General features: G+C 66.7%; 12 protein-coding genes and 1 pseudogene. 3 read left to right on the forward strand and 10 right to left on the reverse strand.

Annotated elements, in window-relative coordinates:
• Positions 1-4: 4 nt before the first annotated feature.
• Complete coding sequence (locus KY469_08785; GenBank protein ID MBW3663180.1) at positions 5-829, forward strand: aldo/keto reductase; 825 nt, start codon at positions 5-7, stop codon at positions 827-829.
• A 40-nt stretch (positions 830-869) separates the two neighbouring features.
• Here the strand turns inward: KY469_08785 and KY469_08790 are convergent, their stop codons facing one another.
• The 6 genes from KY469_08790 to KY469_08815 form a co-directional block, all read right to left on the reverse strand.
• On the reverse strand, positions 870-1,355 hold the full coding sequence (locus KY469_08790; protein ID MBW3663181.1) for a nuclear transport factor 2 family protein: 486 nt from the start codon (positions 1,353-1,355) through the stop codon (positions 870-872).
• 54 nt (positions 1,356-1,409) lie between these two features.
• Positions 1,410-3,101, reverse strand: coding sequence for an FAD-dependent oxidoreductase (locus KY469_08795; protein MBW3663182.1), 1,692 nt, complete (start codon positions 3,099-3,101; stop codon positions 1,410-1,412).
• Positions 3,102-3,241: 140 nt separating this feature from the next.
• Positions 3,242-5,842 carry an ATP-binding cassette domain-containing protein gene (locus tag KY469_08800; protein MBW3663183.1) on the reverse strand — a complete coding sequence of 867 codons (2,601 nt, stop codon included), beginning with the start codon at positions 5,840-5,842 and terminating at the stop codon, positions 3,242-3,244.
• Entirely contained in the window at positions 5,839-6,906 is a 1,068-nt protein-coding gene (locus KY469_08805) for an ABC transporter permease (GenBank protein MBW3663184.1), read from the reverse strand. Before KY469_08805 ends, KY469_08800 begins: the two co-directional genes overlap by 4 nt.
• Positions 6,907-6,975: 69 nt before the next feature.
• Positions 6,976-8,214: a substrate-binding domain-containing protein gene (locus KY469_08810; protein ID MBW3663185.1), complete on the reverse strand. Its 1,239-nt coding sequence runs from the start codon at positions 8,212-8,214 to the stop codon at positions 6,976-6,978.
• A 222-nt stretch (positions 8,215-8,436) separates the two neighbouring features.
• Positions 8,437-10,221, reverse strand: coding sequence for a sigma 54-interacting transcriptional regulator (locus KY469_08815; GenBank protein ID MBW3663186.1), 1,785 nt, complete (start codon positions 10,219-10,221; stop codon positions 8,437-8,439).
• 201 nt (positions 10,222-10,422) lie between these two features.
• Between KY469_08815 and KY469_08820 the strand changes: the two are divergent.
• Both KY469_08820 and KY469_08825 read left to right on the forward strand, forming a co-directional pair.
• Positions 10,423-10,783 (forward strand): annotated as a pseudogene (locus tag KY469_08820) (hypothetical protein).
• 216 nt (positions 10,784-10,999) lie between these two features.
• The gene (locus KY469_08825; protein MBW3663187.1) at positions 11,000-11,161 is read left to right on the forward strand and encodes a hypothetical protein; all 162 of its coding nucleotides are present in this window, start codon (positions 11,000-11,002) and stop codon (positions 11,159-11,161) included.
• Between the two features lie 701 nt (positions 11,162-11,862).
• Here KY469_08825 and KY469_08830 read toward each other — a convergent pair.
• The 4 genes from KY469_08830 to KY469_08845 form a co-directional block, all read right to left on the reverse strand.
• Positions 11,863-12,480 (reverse strand): hypothetical protein, encoded by a 618-nt coding sequence (locus tag KY469_08830; protein MBW3663188.1) that lies wholly within the window; start codon positions 12,478-12,480, stop codon positions 11,863-11,865.
• A 74-nt stretch (positions 12,481-12,554) separates the two neighbouring features.
• Positions 12,555-13,934 carry a vanadium-dependent haloperoxidase gene (locus KY469_08835; GenBank protein ID MBW3663189.1) on the reverse strand — a complete coding sequence of 460 codons (1,380 nt, stop codon included), beginning with the start codon at positions 13,932-13,934 and terminating at the stop codon, positions 12,555-12,557.
• Between the two features lie 49 nt (positions 13,935-13,983).
• A complete protein-coding gene (locus KY469_08840; GenBank protein MBW3663190.1) occupies positions 13,984-14,853 on the reverse strand; it encodes a class I SAM-dependent methyltransferase in 870 nt (289 codons plus the stop codon).
• Between the two features lie 170 nt (positions 14,854-15,023).
• The coding region (locus tag KY469_08845; GenBank protein ID MBW3663191.1) for a BBE domain-containing protein at positions 15,024-15,669 on the reverse strand (646 nt) is incomplete at its 5' end.

A 15,669-nucleotide genomic window follows, 5' to 3' on the forward strand; every position in this document is an offset into this window, starting at 1 on the left:
GCCGATGCCCATGCCACCATCGTCGGTGACCATCGCCCCGGGCGTGGAAGCGCCGCGGCTCGCGTTCGGCACGTACCGCATACCGCCCGGCGACCCCACCTACGAAGCCGTGGGGGTCGCGCTCGAGGCTGGCTACCGCCACATCGACACGGCGGCGATGTACGGCAACGAAGCCGGTGTCGGACGGGCCATCCGGCAGCACGGCGACGACGGGGTCTTCGTCACCACGAAGGTGGCCCGCGAGGACGTCGGTCGGGATCGTGTCCGCCGGTCGGTGGAGGCCAGTCTGGAGCTTCTGGGGGTTGATCAGGTCGATCTCGTCCTGTTGCACTGGCCCGAACCTCCAGCGCGCGTCCAGAGCTACGCGTCTCTCCTCGAGGCGCAGGAGTCGGGGTTGATCTGGGCAGCGGGCGTGAGCAACTTCGTCGAGCGGCATCTCGACGAGCTCGAGGAGGCGGGCCTGGCGCTCCCGGCCGTGAACCAGATCGAGTTGCATCCGTTCGTGTTCGGGTCACGGCGCGACCTCGTGCAACGGTGCGAGGCCGACGGGATGACGGTCTCTGCGTACAGTCCCCTGGCACGCGGCGAACGGTTGGGGCACCCGCTCGTCCAGCAGGTCGCGGACAAGCATGGGCTGACCCCGGCGCAGGTGCACATCGCCTGGGCCCTGCAACACGGATGGATCACGATCCCGAAGTCCTCGAACCCCGAGCGGATCCGTGAGAATGCCCTGGCGGGCGAGGCCGAGCTGACGGCCGAGGACCTGCGCCGGTTGGACGACCTGGACGAGAACCTGACCGTCGCCTGGGATCCGGAGGGCGCTGCCTAGTCGGGGACTGAGCCGGCCCAACCCCGATACGCAGGGCGGATCAGCCCAAGGGCTGAGCGGGGTCGCGCCCTTCGGCCGAGAGCCAGGGGTAGCGATCCGTGTCGAGTCCGGCGTAGTCCGGGTCGAGGTAGATGAAGCAGCGTTGGATCAGGAAGTCCCTCACCTCGAAGACGTCGCACCAGCGACCGGCATGCGTGACACCTGCGCGCCACTCACCGTCCTGGTGCTCACCGAAGCTCGTTCCCTCGCAAGCGAAGGTGTCGGTCCCGCTCATGACCCAGTTGAAGTTGGCGTAGTCGTGCTTGATCGACTTGAGCGTCCCTCCGACGTCTCCGAAGAGCCGCCCGATCTCCTCCTTGCCGTTGGCGAGCCCCCACTTCGGGAAGTACACCTGAGCGTCGTCGGCGAACAGGTCGAGTACGGATCCGCCGGTCGACGTGACTCCGCCCTTGTCGAACGCCTTCAGGTACTCCAACGCAACGGACTTGCGCTGCTCGTCGGTCATGTTCTTCGTTGACACTGCCATGTGTTGTACCTCCACGGTTCGTTGTGCGTCTTCCTTGCGGGTGGTACGCGGTTCTCAGGCCTGGCCAGCTCGGGTCACGGCCGAGACCTCCCTGACCGTCTGGGCATGCGCGGCGTTGGCCGCGCGGTGGGCCATGGCGAGGATCGGTCCGAGCGTGGCACCGCCCGCCCAGTACGCCTGCGCCGACGGAGAGGCCACGCAGTTCCCGACGCCGAAGAGTCCAGGGATCGGCGTGTCCGTGTCGTCGACGACCTGCATGTCCGGCGTCGTCTTGGGGCCCCCCTTCGTGTCGAGCGTTCCACCGGTCACGAGCGCGGCGTAGTACGGACCGGAGTCACTGATCGGCCACATCGTAGGGTTGGCCCGACCAGGCTCCTCCTTGACCGGCCCGTTGAAGATGAGCGAGATCTCGCGTTCTCCTCTGCCGAAGTCCGCGTCCACCCCCGCAGCGGCCAGCTCGTTGAAGCGGTCGATCGTCGATCGAAGGGTCTCGAGGAAGCCCTCGGAGAGCCGTAGGCCCCCGGTGACGTGTTCGTAGTCCTCGAGCCGGTCGGCGATGGCTTCAGTTAGCTCGGGGAGCGTGTCCCCCTTGATCACGTGGCGGTCGTCGGAACCTTCGGGGACGATGAGCCGTCCGTACTCGTCGCTCGCCGAGTGGTCCTGACTCCGTTGGTCCCAGATCTGGAAGAGGATCAGGTTCGGGTACTCGGCGTCCTCGCCGTCCCACTCGAAGAACGTGTGGGCGAGTTCGTTGTACGGCAGCTTCTCGTTGCAGACCCGCTCCCCCCGCTTGTTGACGAAGATCATGGAATCGCCCGATACCGAGAACATGCCCGAGATGTCGGGGTCGCTTCGCACCGCTTTCTCCAAGGGGACCGGACACATCCAGGCGTACTGCATGTTGCGAAGCTGCGCACCGACAGGCGTGGCGATGCGGATGAAGTCGCCTTCGTTGGAGTTGGCCCCGCACCCCCCGTAGACCGGCACGTTCAGGAAGTTCTGCCGCAGCTCCTTGTCGTGCGTGAAGCCGCCCGTGGCGAAGATCACCGCCTTCCGTGCGCGGACCCGGAGGGTTCCGTCAGCCACCGTGCCCGCCTCGACGCCGACCACTTCCCGGTTCTCGACGATGACGCGCTGGACCCGGTGTCCCGTCCTGACATCGACCCCGTCGCGTTCCGCCGCGGCGCTCATCGTTCGGACCGCGACCGCTCCGCCATCCGACATCGACTCGGCGGCCTCCGATGGCACGAGGACGCGTCCTTTCGGTGCGTTGTCCTCGTCGATGTTCGACCAGTAGTCCGGGACATCGGCGCAGTGGCGGTAGACGAGCGCTCCCTTCTCGTGGAGGAGCTCCGTCGCCTCCGAGGCCGACTGGTAGATCCCTCGGCAGAGGTCGTACTCCCACTGCGTCATGCCGTACGTGGGGTGATCGGGGTCGTAGGACTGCGGACGCGAAAGCCGCGCCATGTACTTGAGGCAGCCCTTCTCCGTGTCCTCGATCCCGAGCTCCCTCATCGGAACGTTGTTGGGGATCCAGTACCAGAACGCCGCCTTCCGGGCGGTTCCTCCCAGCTGTGGCGCCTTCTCGAGCAGGATGACGTCGTTGCCGAGCCAGCGGGAGAACAGGGCAGCCGGGAGACCGCCTCCGCCTCCGCCCACCACAACGATGTCGGCCTCGACGTCGAAACCGTCAGCGGCGCCGGTCGGTAGTGCCGAAGCGCGCGGGGCGATGTCCAGGTGTGTCATGTGGCTCCTCCAGACCTAGGCGGCCGACCTACCCATCGCCGGAACGACTCCTCGATGGGTGACTCGATCCATGTTCCCCGACGACGGCATCGTCGCGATGTTGCAGAGTGGGACGCCCGTGTCCTATCACGGATCGGCCGCTACTGGACGGAGGCCGAGGACCGATCAGACTCGATCCTCGCCATCAGACGGGAACGTAGACCCGCGGTCATGGCACCCAATCCACGGCGCTCGAACAACAGTAACGCGAGCAACGTTATGGCGCCCCGACTCACGTCGCCCCAGGAGCTGGACCAGCCCAGGAACGGCAAGACGTTGAGGATCAGGGTGAAGAAGAGTGCCCCGTTCACCGCCCCGAGGAACGAGCCCCTGCCGCCGCTCAACGCGGCGCCGCCTATGACAGCTGCGGCGATGGAAGGCAGGGTGAACGTTCCGCCCAGTCTCGCGTCCCCGACTCCGACGAGCGCGGCAAGGAACAGCGCACCGACGCCGGCGAACAGCGAGGACAGCAGGAAGGCACGGACGTATCGACGGCCCACCTTCAGTCCGACGCGCCCAGCGGACGTCCGGTCGAAGCCCACCGCCCTCGTCTCGAGTCCGTCCCGGCTCCGATAGAGCCATAGGTCGAGCCCAAGCGCCAGTACAACCACGCCGATGAACGCGTACGGGACGAAGCCGACGGAGGCGGTGGCGTACCGCATGAAGTCGGAGTTCATGGCTCCGCCCGGGGTCGGTCGCAGTATGAGGGCCGACCCCTGTAGCACGCTCAACGTTGCGATGGTCGCGATGATCGACGGGATCGCCAGCGCGCGCACCAGCGTGGCGTTCACCAACCCGACGACGAGCGACATCAGGAGAAGGGCTGCGGCTCCCAACAACACCGCCCCGAAGGTCGGGCGAGCCAACCAGAACGAACCAACGACCACCCCGAACCCCATGAGTGCACCCACAGAGACGTCGAACTCGGCCAGCAAGAGGGCGTGGAGTTGGCCCATCGAGACGAGCGCCAGGGGGACCGTCAGCTGGAGGAGTGAGCCGAGGTTGTAGGGACTCAAGAACGCTGAGGACTGGCTGGCGGCGTACCCACCCACGAGGAGCATCAACAGGACCAGGGTCGCCATCGCTCGCCAGGATCCTGGCTTGTCGGGTGGAGGGCCTTCCGCGGAAGCCGCGTCGGTGTCGCTCGCCGGGGATCCTTCGTGGGGTCCTTTGGCCCTAACGATGGCGTCGACGATCCGCCCTTCGGTCAGCTCCTCGCCCGATATCTCGTCGGTGATCTTCCCCCTGGACATGACGAGAACGCGATCGCAGACGCCGGCCAGTTCGATGGGATCTGACGATTGGATCAGCATCGCGGTGCCCTGCTGAGCCCGCAGCCGCAGAGCGTCGTAGATCTCGAACCGCGAGCGCACGTCGACGCCCTGCGTGGGCTCCTGCATGAGGAGCAGCCGTACGTCACGCAGGAACGGACGCGCGAGCACGACCTTCTGTTGGTTGCCTCCGGACAGGAACCGGATCGGCTGCTCGATCGACGGGGTGCGGATCTTGAGGTCCGTGACCGCGCCTGTTGCCAACCGCGCCTCGTAGCGAGATCGGATGAATCCCAGCCTGCTCACGCGCCTCAGGATCTGGACGGTGGTGTTCGTCCGCACTCCCAGGACCGGGAACAGTGACTCGCGAAGTCTCTCGCCGCTGAGGAACATGACCCCCTGCTTCATGGCCGAGGCGGGTGACGTGGTGCGGGCGTCTCGACCGTCGACTCGGACCCGACCTCCCCGCTCCTGGCTGATCCCACCCACGCTCCGCATGAACCCGTCTTGTCCGTTGCCTTCCGCACCGGCGAGCCCGATGATCTCGCCCTTCGAGATCGACAAGGACACGGGCCCGAACTGATCGCCGGTCAGGTGATCGATCTCGACGGCCACGCCCGCACCTTCACCTCCGGCGGTGTCCGGGAACGCCTGCTGAACCGGCCGCCCGATCATGAGTGACACGAGCCGGTCCTCGTCGGTTCCTACCGCATCCGTCGTCTCCACGAGGAGACCGTCCCGAAGCACGGTCACCCGATCCGCTATGCCCAGCACCTCGGGCAGCCGATGGCTGACGTACAGCACTCCCACGCCGCGTTGGACCTCACTGAGCACCAGCGCGTGCAAACGTTCGACGTCGCCTGGTCCGAGGGCGGTCGTCGGCTCGTCTAGGAGCAGGACGCTGGGATCACCGACCAGCGCCTTGGCCACCTCCAGGAACTGACGTTGCGCCAAGCGGAGACCAGCGACTCGAGCTCGGGGCTCGAGGTCGATCCCGAACCGCTCCAGCTGGGAACGAGCCCAGGCGGAGGTCTCGCCGTGCGGTGGCCGGACGGACGGCGGGGCCGAGAGGAAGAGGTTCTGCGCGATGGTCAGGTCGCGAACGAGCGAGTAGGTCTGGTAGGCCATGGCGAGTCCGAGATCGCGGACCCGGTCCACGTGTCCCGACTCGACCCTGTGGCGTCCGATCCGAACCTCGCCGGTGTCCGGTTCCAACACGCCGCTCATGATGCCGAGCAGCGTGGACTTGCCGGAGCCGTTCTCGCCCAGTACCGCGTGGACCTCACCAGCTCGACAGTCAACGCTGACATCCGAGAGCGCCTGTACTGCACCGAACCGCTTCGAGACGTTGTGAACCGCCAGCACGGTCGGTGGAGCCGCGACCTCCTCACGTCGCGGTCCCCGCACCGGGGAGCCAGGGGCCCCGGTCATCGCGACGCACCAGGAACGGAGGGTCGTTCGCCGACCGTCGAGGCGTCCCTCCTCAGCGTCAGCCGCCCAACGAGCCCCACGATGCGGTCTCCCGAGATGACCATGCCGGCAGCGATGGCCACACCGAAGACCACGAACTGGAGTGCAGACGGCAGCCCCGTGACACGCAGCAGTGTCGAGAGGAACGTGAGAGCGAGGGCAGCCGCCCAGGTCGACAGAGAGCTGGCGACGCCGCCGGTCAACGAGGCGCCTGCGATGACGACAGCCGCGATGGGACCGAGGAGGTACGGGGCACCGACGTCCAGCGTGGGGGTACGGATGAAGGACGCGATGAGGATCCCAGCGACTCCGTACAGGATCCCCGCGGCAGCGTAGGCGCCGACGGTGAAGCGACGAACGTCGATCCCGGATATCCAGGCCGCTTCGCCGTTGGCGCCTACAGCTCGCAGCCGTCTCCCGGTGGTCGATCGCGTCAGGACGATCGCAACGATGATCGTTGCGGCAACCCCCGCCCACATGACCGTCGTGATCCCGAGCCAGCGGCCACTCGCCCAGTCAGCCAGCGTCGCGGGCACTTGGGACTCGTTGGCGATGGTGAGCCGATAGCCGGCCGTTAGGCCGAGGACGATCTGGCCCACGGCGAGGGTGACGACGAGCGGGTTCAGCCGCAGGTAGGCGACGAAGAAGCCGTTCGACGCGCCCACGATGCCGGCCAGCAGGAGGCAGAGCGCGATGCTGCTGAGAACGCGGCCATCCGGGCCGCCCGAGAGTCCGATGAGGACGGTGCTGACCATCGTGATAACCGACGGCACGGAGAGATCGATCCCGCCCGTGAGCACGACCAGCATCTGACCGAGCGACGCCACGGCGAGGAACGTCGTGAACGGCCAGATCTGAGACCACGACGCGCTGCTGAGGGATCGGGGCACGAGGACCAAGCCGAGGAGGAGCAGGAGCGCAGCCACGATCCACACCGGCACGAAGCCGGCTGCACCGAGCAGCGTCCCTCGCCAGCGAGCGCCGGGGCGCGCCAGGTCCATCGGATGCGACGAGACATCACTCACGCGTTCGTAGAGCCCTTCGGTGGTATCCGGGGTGGGCCCGGTCGAAGCGCCCACCCCGGACGTCGATGATCAGTCCCCGTACATCGCAGTGAGGACCTCGTCGGGCACCAAGGTGGAGGCAGGCGCCTCGAGGGGGATCGACCTGTTGCAGTGCGACTCGTCCACCTGCCGCATCTGAGCCGGAACGACGATGTTCGGTTCGACCTCTTCGCCGGCCAGGCTCATCATCCCCGCTGTGAGCGCGATGCGTGAGTCGAAGCTGCCGCCGGACGAGAAGAAGATCTTGAAGTCGGGGTTCTCGGCTTCCTCCCAGGCGCAGAAGACGCCGGCCTCGTCCGTCCGCAACGTCAACACGACGTCCAGCGGTACTCCCGCGGCCTCGTACGCACGGACCCCGCCAAGGAAGCCATCAGCGTACTCGTAGCTGATCCCCGCGAGGTCCGGGTGCTGGCTCAGGAGGCTGGAGACCGCTTGGAGGGTCCCCTCCTGTGTCCAGTTGGTGTCGGCCTTGCCGACGACCTCGATACCGTCGGCTAGGGCTGGCTCTTCACAGGACTGCCACGCCTCCGACAGAGGGTTGCCTGGAGTTCCACCGAGGAACGCCACCTTGCCCTCGCCCACCTCGGTGTTCATGACCTCTGCGAAGTTCTCACCGAGCTGGCACAGGTCCTCGGCCACGAACGACAGGTAGTCCTCGCCGGGCGTGCCGGCAGGCCCCGAGATGTAGGGAACGACGACGACGCCCTGCTCCGTTGCCTCACGGACCGTCGGGAGCAGCGCCTCACCCGCGTCGACGAACGTGACGATGACGTCCATCTGGCGGGCGATCAGGGCCCGGAAGTCAGAGATCGCCTTCTGGGTGTCCCCCTGAGCGCTGGTGTAGACGATCTCGCCGATCTCGGGGTAGGTCAAGGCCTGGAGGATGAACTCCATGTAGGTGACCTCCCTCCAGACGTTCTCACCGAAGCCGTCGGCGAGTGCCACACTCACGTCACCACCGGTACCGGTCTCGCACTCCTTCTCCCGCCAGCACTCCAGCGCTTTGTCCAGGACGTCCTGGGTGATGGGGCGGCCGGCCCGCTCGACGGCAGCGAGAACAGTCTCGGGAACACCTTCTGCCGACTCCGAACCCAGTGCCTTCTGGAGCAGCTCCGGGTCTGCCTCGCCGTCGAGCCCGGCTGCGTCCTCGGTGGGACTGCCTGTTACGCCGGTGGTCTGCTCAGGCGACGTGGGATCACCTCCGTCGCCACCATCGCCCTCGCCATTGCAGGCGGCCAGAGCGAGTGCCAGGATCGCTGCGAACGCCACGACCGACGTACTCCCATGTCGTTTCTTCGAGTACCGCACACTCAGCCTTTCCGCTCCTGATAGCGCTACGAGAGGGATGTCGGACATCCCGTCAAGGTCGATGTTGGAGCAGCCAGGACATCAGGGACTGTTGCAGTTCGGGACAGTGGTGTCGCACGAGTTGACAGGACGTGCTGACAGGGCTGGGACGCTCTCTGCGGGCTCAACGCCAGAGCCGCGCGACTAGAACGTTGTGCGATCCAGGTCGCTCCCGAATGAACGCAGCTTCCGGTAGAGCGTTGAGCGGGAGATCCCGAGCTCGGCCGCCGCGGCCGTCTTGTTCCCGTCGGCATCGTCGAGGGCTCGCACGATGGCCCTTCGTTCCACCTCTTCGAGCTGGCCCCCCGCTCGACGTGGCGACCGCAACAGATCAGACGGCAGATCCGACAGTCGAACGACACCGCTGGTACGAGTGCCCGCCAAGGCGCGCAGGACGCGCTCCAGCTGACGGACGTTGCCAGGCCACGGCGCGCGCAGCAGTGCCTGCATCGCCTCGGGCGCGAACTCGAGTCCTGCGTGCCCGATGTCAGTCAGGATCTGCTCCACGAGCTCAGGCACGTCCTCTGCCCGATCCATCAGTCGGGGGATCGCGATTTCGTGCACCGCGAACCGCTCGATCACGCGGGCCCTGGGTTCGATCACGTCCCGGTCCAGAGTCGCGGTCGCCAGCAGTCGAGGGGACTGGTCATCGTGAGCGTCGGCCAGGGCCATCACGGCAGAACCGGCGGTGTCGTCTAGGAGGTTCAGGTGGCGGATCAGCAATGCATCAGAGTCTTCGAACGCCTGGCGCGCGGCCCTCAGCCAACTGGACGTCCCGTCGACCGGCAGCATCGCCGCGTCCAGCGTGGCGAGACGTCCCGAGCGGCCACTGAGTTCGTGGATCACCCGCGCCACGCGGGTCTTGCCGCTGCCGGCGGGGCCGCTAACGAGTACGGGTTCGCAGCTACGCAGCACCGGTGCGATCTCCCGTAGCACCGACCTCCACGTTGAGCTACGACCCCGCAGGTGCTGAGACAGCTCCTCGTCCGGAGATGCTGCCCGTGCCGCATGGGCACGCCGGGGGGAGCCTTCCGTAGCCACATCGAGAGTCTCGAACTCCACGAGAGCGCCAGCGACCTCCGTCCCGAACTCGACCGGTGTGAACCGGGCACGCACCCCTCTACCGCTCTTGAGCGTGACTTCACTCTCTGATCGCCGCCGGGACTGCGTCGCGTCTGCGGCTGCCTCCCAGACGATCGCATGGTCGCTGGCGTCGAGTAGACGGGATGCGGCCGGGCTACAGATCACCGTGTGCTCGCTGACGGCCATGATCGCATGCCGCTGCCTACGCACCGCAGCTGAGAAGCTGTCGAGAAGGATCCGCTCTCGACCCGTGGCGCGAACGAACATGCGGTCCTGGATGGAGTCGGAAACCTGTCGGACGAAGGGCAGCATGAGGGGCGACGCCTCGTCTGCTTTACACACGAGCGTGAGCACGCCCTCGATGCGCCGCAGTACGGGATGGTGGATGGGGACCCCGAAGCAGGCGTAGCCGACGAACTGCTTCGCGAAGTGCTCGTGGCCGACGACGTACAGGGGGCGCTGTTCCTCGATGACGGAACCGAGGCCGTTGGTGCCTACCGCCTCCTCGTGAAGTGCGAAGCCAGGCGCGGAGCCGGTCAGATCCATCATCCGCAGGACGCCGTGGTCTCCGGCCCATCGACCGACGATGCGGGCATCCCGGTTGGCCAGCAGCATCGCTGTCCGCGAGTCAGCCAGTCGCTCCGAAAGGCGGTCGAGAACCGGGGCCGCGACCCCGTACAGGTAGCTGTCGACGTCGACGTCGCCGAAACTCGGCGCACCTTCTGGCTGCGCTCCCACCATCGCCGAACGGCGCCACGACTTGACGATCTCGAGTCGCACGCCCGTGGGCGTGGTTCGGCTCGTCAGGAACTCCTCGCGTGCGCGAGCGAGTTCGCGCCAAGACATCGGGGCGGCGGCCACCGACGAGGATGGCCTGTCGGAAGTACTCGTCTCCCTCGCTCCGTCCCCCAGAGCGGACCCTTCGCTCGAGTTCACATAGTGAACTGAAGTCCGAATAACGTACACACCTCGGCGCGCGTTGTCACGCGAACTTCGCCGGAGCGTGAGAGGGCACGGGCGCACCATCGCCCTCGACGCACCACCGTCTTGGCCTGCGACCACACGGTCCGAGATCCCGCCTCGTGCGCACTTAGCCTCCGGCACGCCGAGACGGCAGCGACGACGGCGCTGCAGTTCACCGTGCGCGGCGACAAGGGGCTCGTCCAGCCCGCCATCAAGGTCCGAGGCCGCGAGTACCTCCGCATCATCTACGGACCCGAGTACACCCTCCACCTCGACCGGCTCCGCCCGCCAACTCGGACGCAAACGCTCCCTCGCCCTGCGCGAGTACGCGCTCGGCATCGAGGCGCTCCAACGGTTCGTCGACCGACGCCCGCTCCGAGACGTTCACGAAGCTGTGTTCGGCATCCTCGCCCTCGAGAGCGACCCCGTAGATCCGCGGCTGTAGGACTCGTCCAGAGCGGATCATGGTCCGAGGCGCGAAGCCGCACCGCTCGAAGCCGTGGTTGTGGTCGGGTGGACCAGGTGGCCCAAGCAGCGCATGATTCGCAACGTCCCCCTGGCTCGGCGGCGTCGGGGAACGACGGATCTCGACAGGTGTCATCCGCAGGCGTTGTCCAGGGTGCCTGCATGACCATCGCAACCGCGATCGCCGGGGCGGCAGGTGGATCGACCCAGACGCGCGAAATTAGTGAGTGTGAACGGCGACAACGGCCGCAACGTGCTGGACGGCGGCGCCGGCGTCGACACGTGGCACGAGGTCGAGGAGGGCCACGCCTGCGAGGTCGGCGATCTCCAGCACAACGCCTCCACCGTTGGTCCGTGACGGCTCCGGTCTCGTCGGGCGCTGCGCTGCCGTTCCGCGATGGCCACCGAAGTAGCGACGTGACCGGCCGTCACCCGTCGTTCGGAGGGGCGAGCACCTCGAGGAGTCCCCGGATACGCATGTCCCGGCCCGAGCGGATGGCGCTTCCGCGTGTCACCTTACGGGCATCGTCTCTTGGGAATAGATATCGAGCGATCACATCGGTTCGAGCGAGAGATCGCGCGCGGCTGCGAAGGGATAAAGCCCGGATGGGTTCGGATCAACTTCAATTACTTCATCGCCGAGGCCGTTCTCAACTACATCCTCGAGGCGGTCCATCTCGTCGCGACCGACGGATGGCGACTATTGCCGCACTATGGCTTCGAGCCGCAATCCGGCCTGTGGTTCAACAGGCTTGGTCTCGCCGAGCCTCCGATGAGCCTGAGGGATCTCTCTTATGAAACGGGCCGGCTGACCTACTCGTCTCATCGGCGGAGCGGCCGGAGTCGGCACTACAGGATTACCTTCGCAATGCACGTCACATCTTCGAAGAGGCGGATACACGAGACTTAGGGCCCGCCGACAAGCCGGAACTCAGCGAAGACTTCGAACACCTACGCTGGTTCACACTCCCAGACGAGGTCTTGCCGACGCCTACCGCCTGATCGAGAGGAGGGGCGGCGATCCCGCCCACCCCTCCGCTCCTCTACGACTCTCTTCGGCTACGGCAAGAACGCGGCGAACTGCACGTTCGTGCACTGCCCAACGTTGGGCTGTCCGCTGTAGCAGCCCTCGTTGAAGGAGTGGATCTGCTCGTTGACCAACTCCGGGATCATCGGCCCGTGGCTCCGCAGCACGAGGTGGATCTCCGCGCCTTGGGGATCGGTGAGGCCGTCGTTGTGCAGGAGCTGTCCCTGTTCAGTGCGTCCTGAAGTGTCTCCCACGGCCATGCGCCCACCCCAGCTTGCTTGCCCGCTGTCTCCGACCACGTGCCCGGCGCTCCACAGTGCAGTGGGCTCGCCTCGGTTGTTCAACAGGTCGGGAACTCCGCACATGGAGATCACGGTCGCCCCGTCCATCATCGGCGACGTGCATGTCTGCGGGTCGTTGAACGCGACGAACCAGATCGTGTACGCGTTTCCCGCCGTCAGATCATTTCCGCTGAAGGTGAACGAGACCCCATCGGGTTGCCGAACCAGCGTCGCGTCGGCTCCCGCTACCACCGAACCGGGCCCGGGAAACGTACGGACCTCTTCACGTGAGGGGGAACCGGCCGTCGCCGGCAAGGACCCGCCCACAAGCAAAGTCCCGATCAGTATTGCTGTCCATATTCGCCGCATGACTCTTCCTCCTGGTTAGGTTGCGTGTCTTCTAGGGGGGCGAACGATCACGTTCTAGCCGTCGACCCGGACGTTCAATCTCTCTTGCAGGCGCTGGAGCCTGCGCCGGTGCCTGCTTCGAGCAGCCGCGTCCTCACGATCTCGCGAGCGATCTCCTTGCCGGCCTCCCGCCCGGCGTCGTTGGTGAACTGGAACTGGATCCCGCCGTAGATGCGTGAGCGACCGGCTTCGCGCGCCGCGGCGCTGAACGTTTCGTAGGCGCGCGTCGATGAGCCGGACTCGTCTGTAAACGAGAAGGCGATGTGATCGGTGCAGTAGAAGCTCGCCAGGATCTCCGATGCCGCGCCGGCGAACATCGACGTCCCCGAGGTGTGCTCCGGCGTCCCTCCGAAGACCGAACAGAAGGGCACTGTCGTCGCTGAACAGATCCCGGGCCGCGGGTTCCAGTTCGGGTCTTCCTCGGTCGCGGGGTTCCCGTCGGTGCTCGCCTGACGGATCGCATCGCCCGGCCTCCAGAAATGGAAGTTGTACTTGTCGCTCCACGTCGTGGCCACGGAGTCTGCGATGCCCATCCTGAGCAGCGCCAGCAGGCGTGTCGTGTCGGACAGCGACCCGGCCGTGTCCTGATCGGAGATCACGTTCAGCGCAACCTTGAACCACATTCCGGTCTCTTTGACCGTGCCGCCCTCGGCGAGCCAGTGCCGCGCGATCGCCGCGCGCTCGGGATCGGCGTCGGTGAAGCTTCCTAGTGCCTTGACCTCGTTGAAGTCCTCGGCGTACTCAGCACTGGTGAGGTCGGGTGGTCCACTCGATAGATGACCGGCCACTGAGTTCACGCCGAAGGGCGTCATGTTGCGGAACTGGGTCGAGCCGAAGTTGCGGGGGAACGCTCCGGGACCGGTGCCCCCGGGCTTGGATTCGCCCGTTTGGGTCCCGTCGTTGGAGCGGATCGACACCACTTCGCTGCCGACGGCAGCTCCCCAGGAGCGTCCGGCCTCGACTGCGGGATCCGATCCCAGCGCGGCAAGCTCTTCGGCATGTGCCTGGTCAAGCGCGTCCTTGACCGTCGTGTTGGACGCGAACAGCGATGACAGCACGGCGTGTGCGGCCGCGCTCGCGGCGGCCTCTCGGCTGCCTCCCGCGGGTGCGCCGTCGTACGAAGCGACGAGGGCACGGCCTCGCGTCGACAGACCATCAGCGACTTCGATGCCGTTGACCGCGTCGTACATCGCTGCGGTGGTCATCGCATAAGAGCGCCCGGCACCGGGGGTTGCGGTGTGTAGTCCAGGGTTCCCAGATCGAACCGCATCGAAGGACCGTTCGATCCAGCGAGTGGCGACGTTTCCCGAGCTTGCCGGAGAAACACCACTGCTGGACGGTGCTGCCGATGGCTCGTTGGCGGCGGCGGTCAGGACGCTGCTCGCCAGCACGGCCATGATCAGCAGGCCGAGCAAGGCAGGTGCAGGCGGCGAGGGGCCTTGCGCGCCCCGGTCGTGGTCGCTGTCATCGGTCGGTCCCTCCCTTGGCGCCCGAGGCGACGATCAGCTCGCACGGCCCTTCGAACCCGTCACCAGCCTCGAAGCGTGCGAGCTCTGCCACGATCTCGTCCCACGCGTCCTCGCGTTCGGTTGCGTCGAGCGCCGACAGCATCTGGTGCAGCGCACCGAACGACTCGCGCTCGAACCGCACGCACTCCGCGGCGCTCGGCATGCGCAGCGGCGCAGCCACGCGGTGGGTCCTCACGTCGGAGAACCCGGCCGCGGTGAGCGCGTCTTCGATGACGCCTGGCGAACCGAGGCTGAAGGGTCCCGGTTGCCCGACGGCGGGCGGTGGAAGGTTCGCCCGTCGCCGGATGATCGACACGGGGATCGAGAAGAACTCGTTGTTCGTCGCCGTCGAGTACACGACCGCACCGACGCGGCCACCGGGGCGAAGCACTCGATGCATGCCGGCCAGCGCGCCCTGCTGGTCCGGGAAGTAGATGAGCCCGACGCGGGAGACCACGGCGTCGAAGGTGCCCTCGGGCAGATCGAGGTTCTCGCCGTCGAGCTCCCTGGTGGCGACGTTGGTGGCGCCTGCACGCGCGGCCTCGCTGGCGGCGAACGTCAGGATCGCTGGCGAGATGTCGGTCGCGAGGACCCGACCGGTGGGTCCCACGCGACGCGCTGCGGCGAGGGTCTGGCCGCCCGCGCCGGCCGCGACATCGAGCACGTGGCTACCGATCCCGATGCCCGCTTCGTCCAGCATGAGCTCGGTCGCCTCGCCGAGCCACGCCTCCAGCGTCGGCGCCCACCGGTGCCAGGCCTCGGCCGCGTCCTGCCACTGCTGCCGGGTTGTCGTCTTGTACTGCACAGGGTTGAAGGTCAGGGTCACAACACACTCCTCGATCGTTGACGTGGTCCGCGAAGCCCCGGGGGGCTCCAGGCAAGAGTGCGACGTTCAGAAGCGCGGATCCTGTTCATGTCTTCCTCCATTTCGTTTTGAGTGACTTGGGCTACTTCGACGTTCCTTCGCAGCGTCGTGGCTCGCCGGGACACCGCGGGTCAGGCCCCGGACGGGTCGATGTTCTGGTTGACGTGGAAGAGGTTGTCGGGGTCGTACTGCTTCTTGATCTCGACGAGGCGGCCGTAGTTGTCCCCGTAGTTCGCCCGGACCCGGGCGTGGTCGTCGTCGGACATGAAGTTCACGTACCCGCCCTCGGCTGAATGCGGCGCCAGGGCCTCGTAGTAGTCGCGGACCCAGCGGATGTTCGCGGCGTTGTCTGCCGCGTCCGGCCACATCCCGGCGATCACGGCGGCGAACGACGCGTCGCGGAACGCGAACGCGGTCGCATCGGCGTCGACATCGTGGACCGCACCGTCGATCGGGTACAGGTGCATGGTGGCCTGCACCGCCGGCACGCTCGGCCCGTGCTCGAGGTGCGCAGCGATCGCCTCGTCGGTGAGTTCGGGGACGAAGTTGGCCTTCCAGTAGTGCTGCAGTCCGGGCGGCAGCAGCGCGTCGAACGCGCTGTTCAGTGCCGGGTAGGGCATCCGTCCGACGTGCTCGGCGACCGGTTCTGCGATGTCACGGAAGGTGCGCAGTAGGTCGGCGCCGTCGTCGTCGGAGCCGTTGAAGCAGGGGACGAGGATCATGAAGGTGTCGCCGTGGCGGTCGGGCGGGATGAAGGGCAGGGGGGGTGCGATCTGG

The organism is Actinomycetota bacterium (assembly GCA_019347575.1).
GTDB lineage: Bacteria > Actinomycetota > Nitriliruptoria > Nitriliruptorales > Nitriliruptoraceae > JAHWKY01.